Source organism: Paenibacillus sp. sgz302148, from assembly GCF_056120465.1.
This window is the reverse complement of sequence record NZ_JBVYOJ010000019.1, coordinates 41,786-64,900: the sequence shown is the minus strand read 5'-3', so window position 1 is coordinate 64,900 and position 23,115 is coordinate 41,786. Positions and strand designations below refer to the sequence as shown.

Sequence of the window (23,115 nt, the reverse complement as noted above, 5' to 3'; positions counted from 1 at the left end):
ACAATGAGACAGAAAGGATTGAGCAGCAATGCCGTTTCAGACCTATTTCCCCCGGCCTCCTTTGTCTTCCTTCATCGAATACTTCTGGTCCTTTACCGGTACGAATCCGCCGCGGTCCAGAAGACTCACCCTACCCGACGGCTCGATCAATCTCGTCATTGATCTGTATGATCATAAAACCCGTATACGCAATCGAGATGACAAGGAGACGACACTGGAATCCTCCGTTATTAGCGGGCCTCACTCCGATTTTTATATAACGGATTCTTCAAGCGAGCGGTCCATGATTGGCGTACATATTAAGCCGGGCTGCGCTGGTCCGCTTCTAAAGTTGCCTTCTATTGCGTTAAAAGATACACATGTCTCGTTGGATGATTTATGGGGGATAGCGGCTACTGATCTGCGCGATGAGCTGCTTTATTCCAACACGGTAGAAGATCGATTTCGTATCCTTGAAAAATACTTTCTGTTACGAAGTGATTGGTCAAGGCCATCGCATTCAGCCGTTCAGTTTGCGATTGCCTCGTTTCAGCAGCCGCAACACCCCGAATCCATTACGAACATGGTTGAACAGGTTAACATGAGCGCCAAACGATTCATTCAAATTTTCAAGGATGAAGTGGGACTAACACCCAAAAAGTTTAGTCGTTTAATGCGTTTTCAAAAGGCGGTACGTCTAATCAGACAGAGCCATGATATCGATTGGGCCGATCTTGCCATGTCTTGCGATTATTATGATCAGTCCCATTTCATTAAAGAATTTCAGTCCTTTTCCGGCCTCACTCCGACCGAGTATCGCGTTATAAAAAGCCTGCACCCCAATCACATCCCTCTCACTAGCTAGATCTCGGGAAAAAATATACAATACATTCTCTTGGTCGTCCCCTTACAATGCAGAAAGCAGCTATCAAATTCTGTAGCTTGAAAGGGGAGATCAGCTATCATGACTCCATTCAAAATCAATGTTCCGAAATCAGATCTTGAAGACTTGAAAACGCGGCTGGATCATACGCGGTGGCCCGATGAAGCAGCTGGGGAAGGCTGGTATATGGGTGCAGATCTCGGTTATATGAAAGAATTGATCGATTATTGGCGAACGCAGTATGACTGGCGTATTCATGAAGTCAGATTAAATGCCTTGCCGCAATACAAGACTGTTATAGAGGGAACAACCCTTCATTTCGTGCATGTTAAAAGCGAAAATCCAAAAGCGGTGCCGCTATTGCTCGTTCATGGTTGGCCCGACAGCTTCTACCGATTTCACAAGATGATCCCTCTGTTATCCGACTCCTTCGATCTTGTCGTGCCTTCGATTCCCGGTTTTGGATTTTCGGATCGAAAGACCACAACACCGAAGCAAGTCGCCCACCTGTTTGCCAAAATGATGACAGAAACACTCGGATACGAGAGCTTCGCGGCTTGCGGCGGTGACATCGGCACTGGAATCGTGACAATGTTATCAACGCATCACTCCGACGTTGTGAAAGCGATCTTGTTGACAGATGCTGGGTATCCAACCGGGAGAGAAGATATGACGGAAATGTCCCCTGCTGATCGGCAGTTCATGCTAGACACGCAGACCTGGGTTCAGACAGAGGGGGCCTATCTGAAGCTGCAAGCTACCAAACCGCAAACACTCGCCTATTCACTTAACGATTCGCCGGTTGGCTTGGCGTCTTGGATCGTCAGCATGATCCTTTCGGGGGCTGGCGACGAGACCGTAGATGATGCATTCGGGGGAAGGGATGAACTTCTTACGAATATCATGATCTATTGGCTAACCGAGACGGCCGGATCTGCCGCACGCATGTATCGGCTAATTGTCATGGCCAATCAAGCGAATGAAGATAGCGCTCCGCCGATCACAGCGACACGTAAAGTACCGGCAAGTATCGCGCTCTTCCCACGCGAAATCCAGTTCCCCGCAAGTTGGGCTGAACGTTCGCTACATGTGCGAAGCTATAACAAAATGCCCCGCGGCGGTCATTTTGCAGCGCTGGAGGAGCCCGAGCTTCTGGCCAATGAACTGATACGATTTATCCATGTACATTATTCCGAATAATAAATAACCAAGGAGGAACTTATGAAATACGCTTATGTTTATGTGCTGGATACGATGGCGGACTGGGAGCTTGGCTTTGTTACTGCGGAGCTCAACTCCGGCCAATATTTCAAAAATCGTGGAAGTCGTCTTCCCGTACGAACAGTCGGAGCTTCCAACCGTCCTATCACGACAAAGGGCGGAATAACAATAGTTCCGGATCTGACAGTAGATGAAATTACGCATGAAACATCCGCGATATTGCTATTGCCAGGGGCTGATAATTGGAAAGATCCCATGAATGGGCCAATCATCGAAAATGCAAAACAACTTCTGAATGCCGGCGGCAATGTTGCGGCCATATGCGGAGCGACACTCGCGCTTGCGGATGCCGGGTTGTTGGATGATCGTCAGCATACGAGTAATAGTCTGGAGTATTTGACGTTTTTTAGCCCCAAATACAAAGGCGCTGCTTGGTATAAAGACGAGAAAATCATTTCCGATGGCAATCTGATCACAACCGGCTCAGCGGGTGCACTGCTATTAGCGCGCGAGGTTATTGCACGGCTAGACCTGTTTGCGGAAGATACGTTAGAAGCGTGGTATAACTACTTCACTACAGGCGACCCTAAATATTTTTATGCGATGATGGAGACGCTGCAATAGGGCGATTCATAACTTGCAACGGCAAGTTTAAAGGCCATCCTTTGTGGGATGGCCTGCCCTATCAAATCTAACAACTATACTCAATAACCCACCGAATTCCTTAAAGTAAGAATATTTTCCTGAAGGAACGTTTGATTTTTTTCAATTCCTCTGTTTATACACCAAACAACTGCGCTGAAAGCATCGTAAATATCATAAAATGGCAGCACTCTTTCCAGAGCCAACATAGGTCGAATCGATTGATAACCTTCAATGAACGGTATCTTTGTTCTCGGGTTGACTTCCCAGATATATCGATTGACTTTTGTAAAATCTATTTCCGACGATCCACCACGGGCACTCTCGAAATCAATAATGCCAGCAACCTCGTTACCATTCACCAATATATTACCTGGTCTAAAATCCATGTGAACAATGCATGGTCCGTCAGGATCCGGTAGAGCAGAGAAAACTCCATCAAAGTGAAGAATACATCTTTCGTACAATTTTGAGTCGAGAATCTCTTTGCATGGCTCTTTCCACTTTTCAAAATTACTTTTGATATGTAATCTCCAATTATTTTGGTCAAGTAACTTAAAACCATCGGTTACATGGTAACCGTACCCGGGAGTTTTAACCTCATGGAGCATAGCATGATACACGCCAATTTGAAAAGAGAGTTTCTCATCGATGTCCCCTGTACAAGGCATACCTTGAATTGCTGAAAGAAGCAATGCTCCAGTAGTACTTTCATCCCCGTACCAAATGTCCAATACCTTAGGAGCAGGTATTACACCCTTTAATGTTTCAAGCATCTGAAATTCACGATATAGTTTATCCTTGTTAAATGGAATTTTTACAAAAACGTTTTCTCCACTGGCAAGAGTAAGTTTGTATACATCAGAACTAAATGACTCTGGTACATCTTCAACATTCAAGACGTTCAACTTTAGCTTTTCTATAACGTTTAGAATAGAACTCATATGTAACCTCCTGTTTTGGAGCGATTCTTCCGATTTGTTTCTTTGAAAGCCGAATAATATTCGATGTCTTCCATATATCATATTCTTGACCCAGCGCCAAGACCCCTTTTTCGAAGGGTCATTTTCATTTTTAGGAGGGAAGTATGAATGAGGATCATCAAGAGACAGCAGGACCTTGTCATTCTGCGCCGGGTTGGGGCACTTCCGGCGCACTGGTACGCCGGATTCTGTTGCCGTTCGGCTCTCAGGGTCTTTTCGACGAGTATGTCTACAGCAACAACACGTTCAAAAAGCTGTAGCTCCCATCTAAACAATTCGCAATTGACCAAAATCAGGTATTGTGAAAAAATGGACATGACAACGCCAACCTAGGAGGTAAGACCCACGTGAAAAGGTTTCAATGGACTTCTGTATTCCTAATATTTCTGATCTGCACCCTGCTTCCTTTTGGTAGCCTTGCCGCCGCCAGCGGAGGAAGCACCGAAATCACGGCGACAGTTGACAGCCGCCCCATCTATTTCGATGTCGCCCCACAAAAGATTAACGGTCGTGTCATGGTTCCGCTCCGAGCCATTTTTGAGAGCCTAGGCGCGGAGGTAAGCTGGGAAGGTTCCACCCAGACGATCACAGGGAAAAAGAATGACATTGTTGTCACACTTCGACTGAATGACACAAAGGCTGAAGTTGGCGGCAAGACCGTCCCGCTAGATGTGGCCGCAACCCAAATTGAAGGAAGAACCTTCGTCCCGGCCCGGTTCGTTGCGGAGAGCTTCGGAGCTGATGTCAAATGGGATGAAAGTCGCAAACAAGTCATCATCAGTACGGGCGCTGCTGCGCCGGAAGGTCGCTACTACTTCGTCTACAACAGCCTTAAGGTGACTGCCCAGGACTTGGCCTCGATTAAGTTGTTCGTGAACAAGTTCAGTAGCACCCATAATGTTTTGCTAGATACGGCGCAGTTCAAGACCGCGCCTGAATTGTATGACGCACTGAAAGTAGAGCAGAAAAAACTCGGCGGAAAGGTCGCCGGGATTCAAATCTTCGGCTTGGCTAGCGATGTGCCTTCCTTCACCTACGTCCACAAGATGAAGTTTTTCCCGGGCAACTTCGAGTGGGACGGAGTCGAGGAAAATAAGAACGTGAAGTTCGTGTCCGACTTCCTCTATTCCAACTTCAAGAACGACAGCAAGTACCTGAAGGACGTCTCCGTCTACGGTATCGTTCAGGAGAAGCTTCCGATCAGCGTCATTCCGGAATGGCCTGTCTCCCGCCTGCCGCTGACGAAGGGCGAGATCGCCCAGTACATCGGCAATTACGACGCCTACCGCAAGCAGATCAAGGGAAAATCCGTTCCGACCGTCGCCCTTTCGGCTCCTGTCGAGTTTCAAAAAGGGCTGGACACTGCCCAGGACGACATCGCATTCTTCATGAAACGTCTGAAAGAGGATAAGGAATTTGGTCTCTTCAAGAACACCGACCAGCGTATCTTCTATAAGGAGCTGGCCGCGAACTTGGCTAAGGAGAATAAGTCCGGAGTAATGGACCTTGTGGTGGGCAGCCGGGGTGACAGCGGTGGGGCTTCCCTGAAAAAAGATAGTATGGAGTATTTCTTCGACCGCAAGAGCGTCGTCGGCCTGAACGCGAACTACTATACAGCCTTCCTCTGGAACTTCGACGCCGCTGCGGGCCTGGACGCGGACAGCGTCGTCCATGACGGCTTAGCGAAGGGAAAAATGATCAACCCTATCGCCCATACCGTCCCGCAGTTCGGCAGGGGAGTCGATAATTTCTTGTGGCTCCACGTTCCCACTCCGGAGGGGGAGACGGGCGACGACTGGAACGACTACGTCGCGGTGGACAAGGAGCATCTGGAGTGGGATAATCCGCTCTTCTTCGTCTACAAGTATTACGAGGCGATCGGCAGCGGCAAAACCCGCCTGCAGAGCTTCTTCGAGGCGGACGCCGCATACGCGGCCCTGACCGTGGCCAACAAGAATACCTCGCGGTTCTTATTCGGATTCGAAGGCATGTATTCCGCGAGCGGCTTCGAAAACCTGTTCTCGCTGCACTACCTTGGACTGGCCGACTACGAATAACAAAACAGAAGAACTCTTGGATACTTTCCAAGGGTTCTTCTGTTTTCCGGGCGCTGTCTTCAAAAGCTCCCCATGCTTTGAGCCGACGGATTCGTGAGGTGAAATCGAATCTAAAATCCTGTGGCATAGAGGTCGAGATTAGGCACAAGGGGGACTACAAGGAGGCGACTGTCGAAATGGAGGACATTGTCAAGAAGATTAACAGAGCAAAAAGTGTGACCCCCTTCAAAAGGAACTTGCGGTGATAGAGAGCCAGCGCAAGAGATTCTACAAGCTGTTCGAAACAGGGAACCGTTGACGACGACCTTTTTGTTGAACGCCTGACCGAACTGAAAGCCCAGTACGAACAACTTGCGCGGCGGAAAACTGAGGAGAAAGAGAACTGGCGGACAGCACGTCCAACCCCAGCCCGCTCTTTTTGAACCTTAAGTTGCGTCAGTAGCTCCCTGTCAGTTCTGACACTTCTGAAACACAAGTAAATTTGCGTTTCGGCCCCCTCCGATGAAGAAGTTAAGGATAACTCCAAATATACTGTGACCAAAGAAGCAAATAAACCCGAGAGCGGTGCTAACCCAACATGAGAAAATCCTTGCCAGGCATGGAGTTGGCCTGCTCTCCACCAAAAAACTTGCCGTTACTTGTGATACGGTTCCCCCCGCATAATCTTCACCGCGCGGTACACCTGCTCCACCAGGATCAGCCGCATCAGCTGGTGCGGGTACGTCACGCGCCCGAACGATAGCTTCTGCTGGGCGCGGCGGAGCACGTCGTCGGCGAGACCGTTGGAGCCGCCGATGACGAAAGCGATGTTGCTGGTGCCGTAGGTGCCCAGCTTGTCGAGATTCGCCGCGAGCTCCTCCGACGACCACATCTGCCCGTCGATTGCCAGCGCGATAACGTGCGCTTCCGGGCGGATGTGGCTCAGGATGCGATCGCCTTCGCGGCGCTTGACCTGCTGTACCTCGGCGTCACTCATCGTCTCGGGCGCTTTCTCGTCGGGCACCTCGATAATTTGCAGCTTCAAGTACGGGCCCAGCCGCTTCGCATATTCTTCGATTCCTTGCTGCAAATATTTCTCCTTCAGCTTGCCCACCGTTACAATCTGCACAAACATGCTGCAAACGCCCCTTATAACAAATTTATACTTTCCAGGCCTGTCTCGCCCTCATGGCAAGTCCCACCCCGACACCAATAGACAAAAAGCGGAAAAACGAGCGCGGCCCTAAGGAGCATCCACTCTAGCTCCCCTTGCCACGTCCCGCTCTCCCGCCATTTCATGCTCCATGCGTCGATATCGGCGCCACTTTCTCAGCCCGCCAAATTGAGAAATTCATCCACCGGTCGGTCCTTCGTCCACCAAGTGCCCCCGCGCCGTTACACAATCAAAAATCGTGCCGGATTCGAGCACCGGTCGCAATGCGTCGGCGGCGTCCAGTCGGAGAACCGAACCTCCTCCAGATCGATCAAATCCGGCGCATCCTCGTATTCATCGACAAACATATCGATCGCTAGTTCCACATGGTCTTTGCAAACAACGTACATTCCAACAATCCTTCCGTGTCCAGTTCTATAGTTGACGCGGGCGAAAGCCAACCCCGCACCGCCGACAAAGCTTAATCTTCCTTCTCCTCAAGCTCGATCGTCAGCGTATGCTTCTCCCCGCCGCGATAATACGTTACTTCCATTTCTTCACCGATTTGCTTGCTCGTATACAAGTACCTGCGCAAATCCAGCGTGCTTCCGATCGGCTGATCGTCCAGCTTGACGATCACGTCGTTCAGCTGCAGCCCCGCTTTCAGCGCCGGACCAACGGCTTCCAGCACGATGACACCGCTCTGCACGTCCTTCGGCAGCTTGAGCTGCTTCCGATCCTTCGCTTGTTCCATCGTGAAATAATTGTTCAAATCGAGCGTATACACGCCAAGATAAGGCCGCATCACTTTCCCGTGCTCGATCAGGCTGTCGATGATCGGCCGCGCCACATTCATCGGGATCGCGAAGCCCAGTCCCTCGACGCCCATATCGGCGATCTTCATGCTGTTGATGCCGATGACGCGCCCGTTCAGGTCGACCAGCGCCCCGCCGCTATTGCCTTGGTTGATGGACGCATCCGTCTGGATGACCTCTTGCTCCCAATCATAAATGCCGTCCTGGTTGAGCGATACCGGAATGACTTGATGCACATTGCTGACGATACCCTTCGTAATCGTCTGAGAGTACCCAAGACCGAGCGGATTGCCGATCGCAATAACCGTTTCGCCCTTCTTTACATCGTCGGAGTCGCCCAGCTCGGCGATCGTCTTGATACCCTTGCCGTCCATCTCTAGCACGGCCAAGTCGCTGATATTATCGCTGCCGATAATCGTGGCCGGCCGATGCTCGCCGTTCGGCAGAACGACGTCCACCTGCTCCGCGCCCTCGACGACGTGATTGTTCGTGAAGACGAGAACCTTGGACCCATCCTTCTGAAAAATAACGCCGGACCCGAGCCCCGTCTCCATCGGCAGTTCGCCGAAAACATCGCCGTCCGTGGATGCGCCGTCTTCCGAATCCCCGCTGTCAGCGTTTCCATCCGAAGGCTTATCGCCATTGGCGCCGTCCTGACCCTGGCCTTCGTCGCCTACGCCCGGATCGTCGCCTTGTGCCGCATCGCCGCTGCCTTTGTCCTGCCCTGGCAACGATCCGCCACCGCCGAACAAGCCGCTCAGCGAGGATTTACGCTTGCTGATGACGCTCACTACCGCCGGATTGACCTTCGCGACGACCTGCACGACGCGATCCGTCGCTCCGTCTTTGTCGAATCCGTCGTCGCCTGCCTTCGTGGCCGACAAGTTCGCCCCGGCCGCATTGCTGCTGCCGCTGGACGCACCGCCACCGCCGCCTAGAGCCAGGCTGATAATGATCACCGCGACCAGAGCGCCCCCGAGCGACGATATCGCAGCAATGCCAAACGTTCCGCCCCGGCCCCTGCGCCGCGGAAACGGTTTATCCCATCGTGCCCGCCGCGATACCTTCGTCGAATAAAAATCGTCCTCAAACAAGCTCATCCCAGCTCTCTCCCCTCGCAGCTGCGTCGCCGATTCCGCTCCCCGAAACTAATAGCGGCGTTTTCAATCATATTTTCATAGGCTCAATAGGAATAACTTCGAAACTCGAAGACTACAATACAAGTAGAGTTTCCTCTAACGAAACCGAAACCGAAAACGATACAAAACCAAAGGAGAGAATTTCAAATGAATCGAATATACTCGCACCTTGATCAAGTTGATTTTATCGGAAAACTGGCTGATTTAAAAGCGGAACATTATCACAGTGCCCTGCTCATCAATGCGATCATCGAACTGCTGGTCGAGAAAGGCGTGGTCACGCGCCACGAGATTGAGAGAAAAGCCGCCGAGCTGGACGCTTACCCGATGCTTAGTCCTCGCCCACAACATCCCATTTCGTAGCCCGATCGAAGTATGTATCCATCAGCTGCAGCTCGTCTTTTTTCGTGAAAATGCCGTTGTTCTGCAGCACGTCGTTCACCGTCAGCTTTGCCAAATCCATCATGTTGTGGTCGCGGCTCAAGTGCGCCAAATACACCCGCTTCGTCTTGTGCATCAGCAGCTCGCTGAGCGCTTCGCCGGCCGCCTCGTTCGACAAGTGGCCCATATCGCCTAAGATCCGGCGCTTGATGTTCCACGGATACTTGCCCATGCGCAGCATTTCGATATCGTGATTCGACTCCAGCACAAGCGCATCCGAACCGGCCAGCGCGTTCTTCACCTTCTCGCTCATATAACCGAGATCGGTCGCAAGCCCCAGCTTCCGGTCTCCCTCGTGAAAGCAATACATAACCGGCTCCGCGGCATCGTGGGAGATGGCGTACGACTCAACCTTCAGCTCGCCAAAATCGACCGCCTCTCCCGTCTCCATCACGACCCGCTTCTCCTCGGCAATCTTTCCGACGTGCTTGTTCAGCTCTTCCCACGTCTTCTCGTTCGCATAAATGGGCAGATCGAACTTCCGCGCCACCGCACCAAGACCCTTAATATGATCCGAATGCTCATGGGTCACGAAGATCGCGTCCAAATCGCTGCCGCTCAGCTGCCTCTCTTCCAGCAGCTCCTCGATCCGCTTCGCGCTAAGCCCCGCATCGATCAGCACCGCCGCGTCATCGCTCTGCACGACCATCGCGTTGCCCGTCGAGCCGCTCGACAAAACCGTAAATCGCATCCCCATCGTTCCCCATCCTTACCTTGCTTACTTCATCCTATTCCAGTTCAAGCCAACTCTATAACTAGTCCCATCCGAAAAACTAGGAAAATTAAGCGGCGGACGCCTACTTCTGCGTCACTTCCACCGCGCCGCTGATCGCGTGCACATAATACAGCTGCCCGCTCTCCGTCACGATCCGCCACGAAGGCGCCAGCACCTGGTCGTCCGAGTTGAACAACTGGCCGTGATAGCCAAGCCGCACATCCTTGATGACCGTGCCCGCAGGCAGCTTGTTATCGATCAAGCTCGCTACGGCCTTATAAGCCGGAAGCACCTTCTGGTCCTTCTCGCTGTCCGACGGCAGCACTTCCGCGACTTGCTGCCGGTACGAGTCGATTTTCTGGTTTTTATAAACCAGCTCCAGCTTCACATCGAACATTGGCAGTCCGTTGTCCGCGAGCTGGTGCAGCTCCCACACCGATTCCGTGCTGGCCGCCTGGTCGAATTCATAAGCCTCGATATTCGGGATCGCACCCTTCAGCCCTTGCCGCAAGTCCTTGTCGGAAAAAACGATTTTGCTGTCGACCGGCTGCGGCAGCGTCACCAGCTTACGGTTGTCCAGCCGCACCGAGATTTCGCGCAAATAAGGCGTCTCCGACGGAATGCTCGACTCCAGCCGGATTTGCTTCTCCTGCATCGTCCGGCGCGTTTCCTCCGTCAGCCCGGTCAGATCCGGATTGGAGTTCATCCGCTCCCGGCCATCCATCCACAGCTGGTATCCCAGCAGCACATTGAGCAGCAGAAACGAAAAGATCAGCACCGTTTTCGCTTTACTCCAATCCATGACCAAACCTCCTTTACGAACAGCATCCTATCTCTCAATCGTTGTCCGTCCGCCAACCGAACGGATGATTCCAGCCTGCGCCGGCTTCACAGTCTCTCAACAGCAGCCAAGCCGCCTGGATATATTCTGCATGCCCCATACTCCGGGCTTACTTCAAATATTGCCGCGTACCGTCCGTCAGTTCCACCGCCCATACGGGCAGGAGGAGCACGTGCTTCTCGTCGTACACCGGCCGGTAAGCCGGGAAAACGTTCCGGATCAGCGCCCGCGCCGGGAAGCTCTCGATCAGCTTATCCAGCGCTTCGCCACCCTCCAGCCGCACGATCTTCTTGTCCGACGCCGTCCGGTCCAGATTGATCAGCGTCCGCTCGTAGTTGGATACAAGCCCTTGCTGCAGCGTGAGCTTCATGTAGCCGAAGTTGAATTTCGATTCCGACACGATCGGATAAGAGCCGGAAGGCGCCGCTCCGTAATATTGCTGAAAAGAAATAATGCTTCCGTCCGTCCGGCCATCCGGCACGTTGCCGAACCGGTACTTGCCGTTCCAGCCGCCGTGCTGGTTAATGAACTGCACCGCCGAATACAGGTTCTCGCTCAGATCGGTCGGCGCATCGGCCGGGGCAACCGGGTCCGAATAGCTCATCCATTTTTGCTCCATCTTCACCTGTAAGCCCCGCTTGCCGTCCGTATAGATCTCCGAACCGTCCCGCTCCATAATGTTGCGCGTAATGCCGGGATCGACGAACAGGTTTTTCTGCATTTGCTCCGGCGTGAACACCGTGTAAGGAACCGAGTACCGGATCATTTCCAGCGGCTGGTCCGGGACATAATACTTGCCGTTCACGGTATGATATGTCGTCCCGAACTCCGAGCGCTCGCCGTCGCGATATTGCACATAACCGAGATATTGCTCGATGTCTTTGTAGAACAAATCCGCCTTCGTCGACTCGTACACCGTCGTGCCGTCCTGGCTGAAGAACACCGTCCGCACGTCTTCATGCGTATTTTTGGCGAAAATCCATACCTTCTCGATCGCGTCGTTCAGCAGGAGCGCCTCGCTCTTGACTTGCATGATCTTCTGCAGCAACTGCAGCGGAATCGCCCGGCCGAAATTAAGCTCGATGCCCTCGTCATTGTTGCGAATATCGTCCCAGTCATAGCTAAGCACAGAGTTGCGCTGGAAGCCGCCAAGCTCCCGCTTCTGCAGCGCTTTGAAAATAAAATTGTAAAACGAAGTATCGGGATACAGCATCGTATGTTTCGAGCCGCCGTAATGCACGATGATTTGCTCTGGGAAAATAAGGTTTTCGGCCTTCTCCTCCGTGCCCATCAGCTCGGTCTTCACATAGTCCGTATCCAGCTTCTCGACCGGCACGAAGTTCGGCGTGCTGTAAGCGAGATAATAGCTTTGCAGCACGCTCGCGATGACAAGCACCGTCAGGATGATCGTTTTGCCCTTCTCCATCATGCCGGCTCGCCCCCTTCCGAAACGATCGGCAGCGTGAACATGACTTTCGTTCCTTGGCCCAGTTCCGACTCGAATACGATCGAGCCGCCGTGCGCCCGGATAATTTCCCGGGCAATAGAGAGGCCGAGGCCTGTCCCGCCCATGCTGCGCGATCGCGCCTTATCGACGCGATAAAACCGCTCGAAAATGCGGCTCAAATCCTTCTTCGGAATCCCGATCCCCGTATCCTTCACCCAAAATTCGATCCAATCCGCGTCCTGCTTCCGCGCGCCGATCTCAATGAACCCGCCCTCCGGCGTAAACTTGAGTGCGTTCGACAGCAGGTTGTCGAGCACCTGGTCGATCTGATCCCGGTCCAGCATGACGGGCTTGATGCCGTCGATCGCCGTCACGCGCAAGCGGATCGCCTTCTGGCGAGCCTGCACCGAAAACCGATCCGCCACCTCGTCGAGCATCTCCATCACGTTCGTCGGCTGCTTGCGCAGAGTCGCCTGCTTAGAGTCGAGCCGCGACAGATGCAGCAGGTCGGTCACGAGCCGGATCATCCGCTCCGTCTCGCTGCGAATGACGCCGACGAACCGCTGCGCCAGCTGCGGCTCGTTCATCGCGCCGTCGTCGAGCGCCTCGACGTAGCTCTTGATCGTCGTGAGCGGCGTCCGCAGCTCGTGCGACACGTTCGCAACGAATTCGCGCCGCGACCGGTCGAGCTCCTCCTGCTCCGTCACGTCCTGAAGCACCGCGATCGTGCCGGCGATGCCTTGATTCCGCCGATGAATCGCCGTAAACGTGACGCGCACGATTTGCTCTTCCTCGTCCCCCCGCTCAAGCCGGATGATCGACGTGTTGTCTTCGCCCATCACGTGCTGGCCGATGCGCGTCTTCGGAATGCCGAGCACCCCGGCGATGTCCAGCCCGTTCATCGTATGGTCGTTCAGCTGGAGCATATGCTTCGCCCGCCGATTCATCACGATGACGGTGCCGACCTCGTCGGCCGCGATGACGCCGTCGCTCATGTTCGACAAAATCGAGGCGAGCTTCTCCTTCTCTTCCTCGTTGATCGACAACGCCTCTCGCAGCCGGTCGGTCATATGGTTGAACGCTTCGCCGAGCTGGCCGATCTCGTCGCTGCTGAGGATTTTCACCTGCTGGTCGAACTTGCCGTCCGCCACCGCCGTTGCCTGCCGCGTAATATCCTTGATCGGATTCGTGATCGTGTGCGACAAAATGATGCACAGCACCGCCGTAAAAGCCAAAGCGAACAGCGTTCCGGTAATAAAAATATGATTAATCCGCTCCATCGTATCGTAATGCTCTTTCATCGACGCGACGATATAGACGGCCCCGACCACCTTGTCGCCGTTGTGCACCGGCTTCGCGATGACCTTCTTGCGCGTATTGTCCTCGTCGATAATATCTTCTTCGTTATCCTTGATGTCTTGCAGCGCCCGGATGACAACCGTCTGCTTGTTCTTCTTTCCGACGTACGAGGCATGGTCCGGCTGTGACGTCGTCAGCACCGTACCGCTGGCGTCGACGACCTGGATTTCCGCGCCGCTGATGTTGAACAACGTGCGTACGACGTTATTCAAATCCTCGTTCCGTTTTTTGCCGCCATCCTCTTGGTCCGATGCGTTCGCCGCAAGCTTCGAGCCCGCGAAGATCGCCATCAGATCGGCCTGTTTGTTCAGGTTGCTCGTGAAGCTGTTCTCCAGGCTCGTCTTCAGCGTGCTGACGAAATAAACCCCGATAAGCTGCATCGCCATCAGAATGAGCAGGACGTAAATAATGATGAGCTTGAACTGAACCGATTGGAAGAATCGGATGCCCTTCATTACAAGCCTCCTGTTTTCGGGTTGCGCATCATATAGCCGAGGCCTCTGCGAGTCAGAATATATTCGTGTTTGCTAGGATCGTCCTCAATCTTCTCCCGCAGCCGCCGGATCGTCACGTCAACCGTCCGCACGTCGCCGAAATATTCGAAGCCCCATACCGCCTGGAGCAAATGCTCGCGCGTCATGACCTTGCCGCTGTTCTTCGCCAAATAATAAAGCAGCTCATATTCGCGATGCGTCAAATTCAACGCCACGCCATCCTTGTACACGACGTACATGTCGGTGTCGATCAGCAGGTTGAAAATTTTCAGCCCCTGCTGCGCCGCCGAAGCCGCTGCCGCGCCGCCGCCAGACGCGCTCTGCTGTGCGGCCGCTTGCGCCGCTTTTGTCTGCCGGCGCAAATGCGCCTTCACGCGAGCGAGCAGCTCGCGCGTGCCGAACGGCTTCGTCACGTAGTCGTCCGCGCCGAACTCCAGCCCGAGCACCTTGTCGAGCTCCGTATCCTTCGCCGTCAGCATAATGATCGGCGTAGACAGGCGCGTCCGCACCTCGCGGCAGACGTCCATGCCATCCTTCACCGGCAGCATCAGATCGAGCAGGATCAGATCGGGATTTTCGCTGAACGCAAGCTCCACCGCCGTTCCGCCGTCAAAGGCGCAAATGACCTGGTAGCCTTCTTTCTCCAAATTGAATTTCAAAATATCCGCAATCGGCTGCTCATCATCAACAACCAATATTTTTCCGTTCATATTTACACCACCTGACAAACTCAGATTCTTAAGTCTAGTTTACCATACCTGCACAAAAAAGAAAGGAACACGGCGCTGCAGCCCGGTTTATTGAATACTCCAAAATTTGTATTCGATAAACTAGCTTTTCAGCTTTTCGTGTTCCTTCGCATCCTTCGGAAAGAAGAATATTATGATTTCCGGCTCAAAAATTTCATCGGATTTTGCAATCCGTCGTTCTTATGAATTTCGAAGTGGAGATGGGTGCCGAACGAATGTCCCGTGTTGCCCATAACGCCGATCTTGGTCCCCTTCTGCACGACGTCGCCCTTGCTGACGCCGATCTTGCTCAGATGTCCGTACAGCGTCTCGTAGCCGTTCTTATGATCGATAATGATGCAATTGCCGTACCCTTCCTTCTGACCGGCAAAAATGACTTTGCCGTCGTCTGCCGCCAGAATCGTCCGATTGCTCGATATGAGGTCGACGCCCTTATGCGTTCGACCCCAGCGCTGGCCGAAGCTGCTCGATAACCTTGCGCCGATCACCGGCCATGCAAATTTCCCCGAGCCCTCGCCCATAATTTTCGTGCCGCGCTTCGCGCGCGCCGGCAGCGGCTTCTGGACCACTTGCTCGTCGAGAAGCTCCTCTTCCATGAGCAACCCGTTCTGCTTCGTCAGCTTATAAATGACTTTCTTCAAGCCGAGCTTGCCCGGCTGAATGATTTTCGTTTTGCCTGCCGGCAGCGACGGGTCTTTTTCGTAAATCGTATCGTATTGAATTTCTTCATTCTCGGTCACTTGCTCGATCGTCTTCACGTTCAGCGCGGGCTGCAGCACCGTGAGATCCAGCGTTTCGCCGACCTTGATCATATCGTCTTCGATCCAGCTGTTGTTCTTGTAAATGACCTGCTTCGAAATATCGAACTTGCTGGCGATGCAAGAAACGCAGTCGCCCTCCTGCACCGTATACTTCGTTGGCTTCGTGTCGCCCTTCTCGAGCATTTTGATCACTTGCTCGGGATCGAGCACCTCATCCGGCTCGATGTTGGCGGGCTCCGTCTCGACCTTCTCCAGGAACGAGACCGACTTCACCTCGGTTTTGTTCTGCTGCGGCTTGCCGCTGTCGGCGGACAAGATACCCACCCGAGTCTGCTTCTGCGGAACATATTTGCCCTTGTACTTCTCCAGAATGGCATCCGCCGTCTCCTGATCTTTGACGATCGCGACGACTTTGCCGTTAATTTTCAGCTCCACGCCGACGGCTTGCGCCGTGATCAAGCTGTCCAGCTGCTTCAAAGCGGCTTGGTCGTCCGACTTCGCTTTGTAAGCCTTTTCACTTTTGTATGTTACCTTATCGGTGTTGAGGACCATATGTACGTTCGGGTATTTGTCCTCGATCTCTTTTGTTTTCTCGATCAATCGCTGCTCGATAACTTTCGGATTGCTGACAACACCGGCATCCTTGCCGTCTACGGAAACGTGATATATTTCAAAAGTATTGGCTTCAATGTAATGAGTGGTTGTTAGAACGCCGGTAACCACAACTGCCGTTGCGCCGACCCCTAGTGCTATATGTTTACGATATCGTTTCAGTAGTTGAGCCGTACCGCCTGCAACTCGTGTTGTTGCGGAGGGTAATTGCTGTTGCCGGACCTTGCTGAAGGCCGCCTTCGTCTTGCGTAAAGCGCCTAGAATCCAATCCTTCGCTCTGAAACTTGGCATGAACGTCTCCTTTCGCCGTATTATGAATAAATTTGACCAAAAACGCGGAAAAAACCGCCTTTCTGGCTCACGGTATCTACTGTACCACAGCTTTACGCCCTTGATCAACTCGAATCGCCATTTTGGACCTTCGCGGAGGTCGGATATGATCCACAATGGAGCCGTTTTTCGACCGATTTTTGCAGGATACAGCACGATTCCCCGGCAATAGGGTAACGCCAAAAAAGCCGACCTTCCAAGGGTCGGCCTTTCTTTAATTCGCGTTTTGGGCTCCTGCTGCTATAGGCTCAATATTTGCTCAAAATATCGAGCACCTTCTTGTACTCGTCGTCCTTCAAGCTTTTGGCGAGCACCTGCTTGATCTCGTTGAGCTCTAATTCCGTGATGCCGTCTTCAACGTAGCTAGAAATCGTCTGCAAATCCTCCGGCGACAGCTTCGTCGTCAGCAGATTGAACAGCTCCAGCTTGTCGCTTTCGCTGACCTTGCTCTTCGTCTTCGTAATTTCCTCCGGCGTCATGACAAGACCGCCGCCGCTCTGCTGGTTGAATACAGGTACCGCATCGTCATCCCCGTGCGGTGGTCTACCGTCGCCGGACTCGTCGCCCTGCGCGTTTCCTTGCGCCGTACCGCCGGTTTCGCCCGCACCCTCCTGCGAGTTCTTCGTGCCGCCTCCGCTCGAACCCGCTCCGCCTGATGTGCTTTTCGCGTCGCCGTCGCCCGCCGTTCCGCTTCCGTTCCCGGACTTCGCGCCGTCTCCGCCGCCTGCCGTCTTGTCAACGCTTCCTTTGCCGCTTCCGCCAAGCATGCCGCTCAAAAAATCCATCGTCTGGAACGACTGCCCTTGCAGATTGATATTGAACCGCTGCAGCATATTTTCGATATACCCGTTCACCACATACCATGTCGTAAACACGGTCAATACGCTGACCAGAACGGCACTTGCCGCCAGTTTCGCCAGCCATAACGCAATTTTCATGCCTTCCATCCCCTTGCCGCCGGAGCTCGTTTTGTTACCAGTATTAACTAGCGGGGGGATGTTTCATTCCTGTGTTGTAAAAATAGCCTTTTCACATGGCCAAATTCTTATTTAGAGGCCAATATCCCTAGCAGCATTTTATTAATATTGCGTATATTCCGACCGCGGACCGCAGCCGTGGATTGGTTGCTGATAATGATCAGAAGAATAAACAAAACAACGATTATGAGTTGATTATTGTTCGGCCTTCTGCCGAAACCGCACCATTTTTTAGTACCGGTAGTTCTCATTTTTACTTTTGGCTTGAAAACTTTTTTCGATACGATTTTTACGCTCATGATTCGTCCTCCTATGAATCAATTAGAGCTGCCGCTCTTACAATCATAGTATGGAAGATTGCTAGATTTGCATGTGCTGCTTCCTCCCGGTTTTCGACCAAAAATGCTGCCAGCAATAATCGCGAGGATAGATAAAAAGACAAAAAGATGCCCTCACAGTCGTCATTCGACTGCAAGGGCATCTTCGTACATCATCGTATATGGAGCCGATCTTAATAGATCGGTGTTACTTGATTTGTTTGCTCGCGGTTGCGGCCAACGGAGAAGATCGCAATCGGAATGCCTGTCAACTGCGATACGCGCTCCACATAGTTGCGGGTTGTGGCAGGAAGCTCCTCCAGCGTCTTCACGCCGGTAATGTCCTCGCTCCAGCCCGGCATTTCCTCATATACCGCCTCGCACTCCGACAGCATCTTGAGGCTGGCCGGATAATGCTCGATAATTTCGCCGCGGTACTTGTACGCCGTACAAATTTTGACCGTTTCAAGGCCGGTCAGCACGTCCAGCGAGTTAAGCGACAGTCCCGTAATGCCGCTGACGCGGCGGGCATGGCGGACAACGACGCTGTCGAACCAGCCGACGCGGCGCGGACGGCCGGTAACCGTTCCGTACTCGTGGCCTTTCTCGCGAATCCAGTCGCCGGTTTCGTTCAACTGCTCCGTCGGGAACGGACCGTCGCCTACGCGTGTCGTATACGCTTTGGCAACGCCGATAACCTGCTGGATCTTCGACGGGCCAACGCCGGAACCGATGCAGACGCCGCCGGCCGAAGGGTTGGACGACGTAACGAACGGATACGTGCCTTGGTCGATGTCGAGCATGACGCCTTGCGCGCCTTCGAACAGCACTTTTTTGTCCGCATCGATGTTGTCGTTCAGCACGACCGACGTATCGGTGACGTACGGACGGAGGAATTCCGCGTATTCCAGGTATTCCTTCAGAATCGCTTCCGCGTCGACGCCCTGGCCGCCGTATACTTGCTCGATCAGATTATTCTTCTCGGCAACCAGGTGGCGAAGCTTCAGTTCGAATTCTTCGGCGTCCATCAGATCGGCGATCCGGATGCCGCAGCGCGCCGCTTTATCCATGTAGCAAGGGCCGATCCCTTTGCGTGTCGTACCGATTTTGTTCGCGCCCTTCCGGTCTTCTTCCAGGCCGTCCAGCACCATATGATAAGGCATGATCACGTGCGCGCGATCGCTGATTTTCAAATTCGTCGTTGTAAATCCGTTGTCATGAATGTACTTGATTTCTTCAATCAGCGCGGCCGGATTAATAACCATGCCGTTGCCGATGACGCAAAGTTTATCGCGATAAAAAATTCCGGATGGAATCATCGTAAGCTTATATTTTTTATCCTGAATGAGAATTGTATGTCCCGCATTGTTGCCGCCCTGATATCTTGCTACAACATCCGCGCTCTCCGCCAAAAAGTCGGTAATTTTCCCTTTGCCCTCGTCGCCCCACTGCGTTCCAACTACGACAACCGTTGACATAAAGCGTACCCCCATCGGGTGTTCATCACACCATGATATTGCTGCGCTAAAGCGTTTTTCCCATCCCAAACGGAACCCTGGCGCCAAGGCAGCACTTCTAGTTTAGCAGTCGATTCAAGTAAAGTCAATGAAAAAGCGAACAATTCCACCCTTGTCATTATGAATGTTCGGATATTGGACACGATTGTTCATCGTATGTTTACATTCTGTTTAAATCGTCGTATTTTCGCGGTCGTGCTTCCTTAGGCTGCTTCTTCTTCGCGCGTCTCGGCTTTTTCCGTCCGAACCGGGACATAGTATTTCCAGAACTTGCGGCATTGATGCAAGACTCCCCCTTTCATGCCATCGCAGCAGTTCCATGCGCCTCCCGTTACGCGAACATGAAGCAAGATTTCAATCGAATTTCTTATTCCCGGCCTTCTCTCGAAACTTCCGGCGCCGGGTTGCGTATCGCATACTATATGATCAAGGAGGGTGCTCAATGAGCCAGTCAAGCTTTCATGTCAATATAACTCCATCTCAAGCTTTATCGCTTGTGCAAGACGGAATGAACGCCGATTTGATCCATGAGGAATTTCACGATGTGGGGGGCGGCCGATCGATCGGAACGCTCGTATTTGAAAAGTATTATATGCGGACCTCCAACCGCGCCGCACTGGTGGTCATTATCGACGACTTGAAAGGCGTAACCGAGGTTCGTTCCATCGCAACCGGCAGCTCGCAAGGGATGTTCTTCAACTTCGACTGGGGTGCATCCGATGATTTCGTGCATCAAGTCGAGGAGGTGCTCGAGGAATATATCGTGGAATAGCGAGTATGCGGAAATAGGGAATGCGAATCGATTTTGATCAATCGAACAGACTGACAGCAGCTTTCGATAGAATTGTACGGCAAACAGACGGGAATCTCTCCCGTCTGTTTTTCTTTCCTTTATGCCTAGAGTAGCTTCGCGGCGACCGCAACGAACATTTTGACGCCGATCGTGAGCGAGCCTTCGTCGATCGTAAATTTCGGATGATGGTGCGGGTAAACGATGCCTTGCGCCTGGTTCCCCGCCCCGATGTTGAAATACGTCCCCGGCGCCTTGTGCTGGAACGCGGAGAAATCGTCCGCCGACATGCTCGGCTGGATCCGATACAACGCCTCTGCGCCGTACAGCTCGATGGCCGTCTCCTCGACGATCCGGGTTACTTCTTCGTCATTGATAACCGGTCGGTAGCCGAACTCGTATTTGAGCTCGTAGGAGGCTCCGTGCGCCGCCGTGATGCCCTGTATGATCTGCTCCATCCGCCGCGGCACTTCCTGCCGCACCTCGGGGTTCATGCAGCGAACCGTGCCGCTCATCTCGACGATACCCGGAATGACGTTGTGCGTATGCCCTCCGATAAATTTCGTAACCGATACGACAAGCGGGTCCATCGGATTAAAGCAGCGCGACACGAGCAGCTGCAGGTTGCCGACGAGCTGCGCGCCGATCGCGATCGTATCCACCGCCTTATGCGGCTCGGCGGCATGCCCGCCCTTGCCGGTGAGTGTAATATGGAACGTATCCGGCGATGCGAGCATTTGTCCGGCGATGACGCCGATTTTGCCCACCTCGACGGGGGATTGCAGGTGCGCGCCGATCACCCAATCGACGCCGTCCATCACCCCGGCGGCGACCATCTCTTCTGCCCCTCCCGGAGGCAGCTCCTCCGCGTGCTGGAACAAGAACCGGATCTCGCCCGCAAGGAAAGGCTGCGCCTCTGACAGCACCTTCGCCGCGCCCAACACGATCGCCGTATGCCCGTCATGACCGCACGCATGCATCGCGCCTTCGCTCTCCGAGCTGAACGGGAGCCCCGTGTCCTCCTGGATCGGCAAAGCGTCGATATCCGCGCGGATCGCAAGCGTCCTGCCCGGACGGCCGCCGATCAGCCTTGCCATGACGCTTGTCGCCGTCGGTCTCGTGACGATCAGATTCGGGAACGTGCGCAGCGTGTCTTCGATATATTGCGCCGTCGCATGCTCGGCGAACGAGAGCTCCGGATGCCGGTGCATATATCGCCTCCATGCGATGACTTCACCCTGGAGCTCCGCAGCCTCCGCTTGCGCGAGCAATTGTTCAAGCACTTTCGCTTCTACCGCCATGCGGCCTTCATCTCCTCGTCGGGTTATTGCGCCGATGCCGAAGCGTATGCGGCTTTGTTGCGCTCGATCTGGCCCAGATGCTTCTCCACGTGATTGCAAATAAATTGGTCGACGATATGCCCGACCGAAATCGGCTCATTCGGCTTCATCCCGAATTTGTTCCATTCCTCATCATCGAGTCGCTGCAGCAGCAGCCCGTTGTAACGCGTAATGGCGTCATACGCCTCGAGCAGCTCCGCGACGGGCACGTCGTCCAGCCGCTGGCTGCGAATCCAATCCTCATGAGCGAACGTCACGAGATCGGTCGTCGGCTCGGAAATGATTTTGCGAATCCGGTACGAATTCACGATGTTCGAATCGATCAAATGGACGATGACCTCGTGGATGCTCCACTTGCCGGGTCCCGGACGCCACTTCAGCAGCACCTCAGGCGCGCCTTCCACGCTTTGTCTGATTTTGACCGCCGTCTGCAAATAATTGTGAACCGAAGTCGCTCGGTTTGCACTCATGCCGATCCCTCCCCTGTTGTCTTATTTCTTCAACGCTTTATCGATGAACGAATTGTCGTGGAACTTGCTCATATCGGTTTGTTCTTTGATCGTTCCGGACGCGAACAAAATGTCAGCCGTCGATTGGATCGCGCTGGCGACTTCGTCCGTAATCGGCGTGTTGATGTAGTGCGTGTTTTCGAGCAGCGTCTTCACGAGCGCTTTGTCCATCTTCCGTTCCTTGGACAGAATCTCGGCCGCTTCGTCAATATTGTTCGGCAGCCATTCGACGGCCTTCTGATAAACCTTCAAATACGCTTCCGTCAAATCCGGATGCTCCTGCAGAAACTTGTCCCGGCCGATCATAATCGCCGGCGCCACGAAATTCATCGTTTTGACACTCGCCACGATGCGGGCGCGTTTCTCTTGCACCTCCGTCGTGACGAACGGATCCCAGATGCCCCAGGCGTCCACTTGTCCCGTCTGGAACGCAGGGTTCGCTTCATCGGGCTGCAGCTGCACGAGCTTTACGTCCGATTCCTTCAAGCCGTTCTTCTCCAGCGCTTTAATGAGAAATACGTGGGCGGAGGAGCCTTTGGCGATGGCGATCGTTTTCCCCTTCAAATCGGCAATTGACTGGATTGGGCTGTCCGGCTTCACGATAACGCTGTTCTGGTTGCCTTCAACGCCGGTAACGGAGATCGCTTTAATCGGGGTTTTGGCCGCGGCGCCGGTAACGAGCGTCCCGTCTCCGATGAACGAAAAGTCGATCCGGTCCGCGACGATCCCTTCCAGCAGCGGGGCGCTGCTCTGGAATTCGTTCCATTTGACCTCGGCGTTATGCTGCTTGAACTCTTCCTCGAACCACCCTTTATTTTTGGCGATGCTTAATAGATTAAGGCCGCCGTTGATGGCGATATTGACCGTGACTTTGTCTTTACCGGAGCTGCCGGAACCATCCTTCGAGCCGCCTGCGCAAGCGGTAAGCACAATGGCTGCGAATAGCGCCACAACGGCGAGCAAAGCGATTTTTTTTACGAGTAGTGCGGGTCTCATGGTCATTCTCCTTCATGGATGTAAATTATCATTTTTTCCGATTGTATTATATCCGAGTAATCTTGTAAA

Annotated in this window: 23 protein-coding genes; 7 read left to right on the top strand and 16 right to left on the bottom strand. The window is 53.3% G+C overall.

Annotation, left to right across the window (positions count from 1 at the left end; genetic code table 11):
• Positions 1–28: 28 nt before the first annotated feature.
• From AC0LWM_RS24825 to AC0LWM_RS24815, 3 genes are all read left to right on the top strand, one after another.
• Complete coding sequence (locus tag AC0LWM_RS24825) at positions 29–844, top strand: DUF6597 domain-containing transcriptional factor (protein ID WP_474677696.1); 816 nt, start codon at positions 29–31, stop codon at positions 842–844.
• 99 nt (positions 845–943) lie between these two features.
• The gene (locus AC0LWM_RS24820) at positions 944–2,062 is read left to right on the top strand and encodes an epoxide hydrolase family protein (RefSeq protein WP_474677695.1); all 1,119 of its coding nucleotides are present in this window, start codon (positions 944–946) and stop codon (positions 2,060–2,062) included.
• Between the two features lie 21 nt (positions 2,063–2,083).
• Positions 2,084–2,707, top strand: coding sequence for a DJ-1/PfpI family protein (locus tag AC0LWM_RS24815; protein ID WP_474677694.1), 624 nt, complete (start codon positions 2,084–2,086; stop codon positions 2,705–2,707).
• 80 nt (positions 2,708–2,787) lie between these two features.
• Here the strand turns inward: AC0LWM_RS24815 and AC0LWM_RS24810 are convergent, their stop codons facing one another.
• Positions 2,788–3,669, bottom strand: a complete 882-nt coding sequence (locus tag AC0LWM_RS24810) for a phosphotransferase family protein (RefSeq protein ID WP_474677693.1) — start codon at positions 3,667–3,669, stop codon at positions 2,788–2,790.
• A 143-nt stretch (positions 3,670–3,812) separates the two neighbouring features.
• Here AC0LWM_RS24810 and AC0LWM_RS24805 point away from each other — a divergent pair, with 143 nt between their 5' ends.
• Positions 3,813–3,968, top strand: coding sequence for a hypothetical protein (locus tag AC0LWM_RS24805; RefSeq protein ID WP_474677692.1), 156 nt, complete (start codon positions 3,813–3,815; stop codon positions 3,966–3,968).
• Between the two features lie 87 nt (positions 3,969–4,055).
• Positions 4,056–5,765 (top strand): copper amine oxidase N-terminal domain-containing protein, encoded by a 1,710-nt coding sequence (locus AC0LWM_RS24800; RefSeq protein ID WP_474677691.1) that lies wholly within the window; start codon positions 4,056–4,058, stop codon positions 5,763–5,765.
• Positions 5,766–6,399: 634 nt separating this feature from the next.
• Here AC0LWM_RS24800 and rlmH read toward each other — a convergent pair.
• The 3 genes from rlmH to AC0LWM_RS24785 form a co-directional block, all read right to left on the bottom strand.
• The gene (gene rlmH, locus AC0LWM_RS24795) at positions 6,400–6,879 is read right to left on the bottom strand and encodes a 23S rRNA (pseudouridine(1915)-N(3))-methyltransferase RlmH (protein ID WP_474677690.1); all 480 of its coding nucleotides are present in this window, start codon (positions 6,877–6,879) and stop codon (positions 6,400–6,402) included.
• A 260-nt stretch (positions 6,880–7,139) separates the two neighbouring features.
• Entirely contained in the window at positions 7,140–7,307 is a 168-nt protein-coding gene (locus tag AC0LWM_RS24790; protein WP_474677689.1) for a CxxH/CxxC protein, read from the bottom strand.
• A 71-nt stretch (positions 7,308–7,378) separates the two neighbouring features.
• Positions 7,379–8,812 (bottom strand): S1C family serine protease, encoded by a 1,434-nt coding sequence (locus tag AC0LWM_RS24785; protein ID WP_474677688.1) that lies wholly within the window; start codon positions 8,810–8,812, stop codon positions 7,379–7,381.
• A gap of 186 nt (positions 8,813–8,998) precedes the next feature.
• Between AC0LWM_RS24785 and AC0LWM_RS24780 the strand changes: the two genes are divergently transcribed.
• A complete protein-coding gene (locus AC0LWM_RS24780) occupies positions 8,999–9,214 on the top strand; it encodes a hypothetical protein (RefSeq protein WP_474677687.1) in 216 nt (71 codons plus the stop codon).
• Here the strand turns inward: AC0LWM_RS24780 and AC0LWM_RS24775 are convergent.
• The 9 genes from AC0LWM_RS24775 to AC0LWM_RS24735 form a co-directional block, all read right to left on the bottom strand.
• Positions 9,183–9,989: an MBL fold metallo-hydrolase gene (locus AC0LWM_RS24775; protein WP_474677686.1), complete on the bottom strand. Its 807-nt coding sequence runs from the start codon at positions 9,987–9,989 to the stop codon at positions 9,183–9,185. The genes AC0LWM_RS24780 and AC0LWM_RS24775 overlap by 32 nt on opposite strands.
• A 100-nt stretch (positions 9,990–10,089) precedes the next feature.
• Positions 10,090–10,809, bottom strand: a complete 720-nt coding sequence (yycI, locus tag AC0LWM_RS24770) for a two-component system regulatory protein YycI (RefSeq protein ID WP_474677685.1) — start codon at positions 10,807–10,809, stop codon at positions 10,090–10,092.
• A 148-nt stretch (positions 10,810–10,957) separates the two neighbouring features.
• On the bottom strand, positions 10,958–12,277 hold the full coding sequence (locus AC0LWM_RS24765; RefSeq protein ID WP_474677684.1) for a YycH family regulatory protein: 1,320 nt from the start codon (positions 12,275–12,277) through the stop codon (positions 10,958–10,960).
• Positions 12,274–14,109 (bottom strand): cell wall metabolism sensor histidine kinase WalK, encoded by a 1,836-nt coding sequence (gene walK, locus AC0LWM_RS24760; protein WP_474677683.1) that lies wholly within the window; start codon positions 14,107–14,109, stop codon positions 12,274–12,276. The genes AC0LWM_RS24765 and walK overlap by 4 nt, the downstream gene beginning before the upstream one ends.
• Positions 14,109–14,858: a response regulator YycF gene (yycF, locus tag AC0LWM_RS24755; protein WP_474677682.1), complete on the bottom strand. Its 750-nt coding sequence runs from the start codon at positions 14,856–14,858 to the stop codon at positions 14,109–14,111. Before yycF ends, walK begins: the two co-directional genes overlap by 1 nt.
• A gap of 170 nt (positions 14,859–15,028) precedes the next feature.
• On the bottom strand, positions 15,029–16,561 hold the full coding sequence (locus AC0LWM_RS24750; RefSeq protein WP_474677681.1) for a peptidoglycan DD-metalloendopeptidase family protein: 1,533 nt from the start codon (positions 16,559–16,561) through the stop codon (positions 15,029–15,031).
• Between the two features lie 287 nt (positions 16,562–16,848).
• Complete coding sequence (locus tag AC0LWM_RS24745) at positions 16,849–17,538, bottom strand: hypothetical protein (RefSeq protein WP_474677680.1); 690 nt, start codon at positions 17,536–17,538, stop codon at positions 16,849–16,851.
• A gap of 107 nt (positions 17,539–17,645) precedes the next feature.
• A complete protein-coding gene (locus AC0LWM_RS24740; protein ID WP_474677679.1) occupies positions 17,646–17,876 on the bottom strand; it encodes a hypothetical protein in 231 nt (76 codons plus the stop codon).
• 212 nt (positions 17,877–18,088) lie between these two features.
• Complete coding sequence (locus tag AC0LWM_RS24735) at positions 18,089–19,372, bottom strand: adenylosuccinate synthase (RefSeq protein WP_474677678.1); 1,284 nt, start codon at positions 19,370–19,372, stop codon at positions 18,089–18,091.
• Between the two features lie 481 nt (positions 19,373–19,853).
• On the opposite strand from AC0LWM_RS24735, the gene AC0LWM_RS24730 reads away from it, so the two are divergent.
• The gene (locus tag AC0LWM_RS24730; protein ID WP_474677677.1) at positions 19,854–20,183 is read left to right on the top strand and encodes a DUF6054 family protein; all 330 of its coding nucleotides are present in this window, start codon (positions 19,854–19,856) and stop codon (positions 20,181–20,183) included.
• 125 nt (positions 20,184–20,308) lie between these two features.
• On the opposite strand, the gene AC0LWM_RS24725 is transcribed toward AC0LWM_RS24730, so the two are convergent.
• Genes AC0LWM_RS24725 through AC0LWM_RS24715 form a run of 3 tightly spaced genes read right to left on the bottom strand, consistent with a single transcriptional unit; the run spans position 20,309 to position 23,046 of the window.
• Positions 20,309–21,502 (bottom strand): amidohydrolase, encoded by a 1,194-nt coding sequence (locus AC0LWM_RS24725; RefSeq protein ID WP_474677676.1) that lies wholly within the window; start codon positions 21,500–21,502, stop codon positions 20,309–20,311.
• A 23-nt stretch (positions 21,503–21,525) separates the two neighbouring features.
• On the bottom strand, positions 21,526–22,011 hold the full coding sequence (locus tag AC0LWM_RS24720) for a DinB family protein (protein ID WP_474677675.1): 486 nt from the start codon (positions 22,009–22,011) through the stop codon (positions 21,526–21,528).
• A 21-nt stretch (positions 22,012–22,032) separates the two neighbouring features.
• Positions 22,033–23,046 carry an aliphatic sulfonate ABC transporter substrate-binding protein gene (locus tag AC0LWM_RS24715; protein ID WP_474677674.1) on the bottom strand — a complete coding sequence of 338 codons (1,014 nt, stop codon included), beginning with the start codon at positions 23,044–23,046 and terminating at the stop codon, positions 22,033–22,035.
• Between the last annotated feature and the right edge of the window lie 69 nt (positions 23,047–23,115).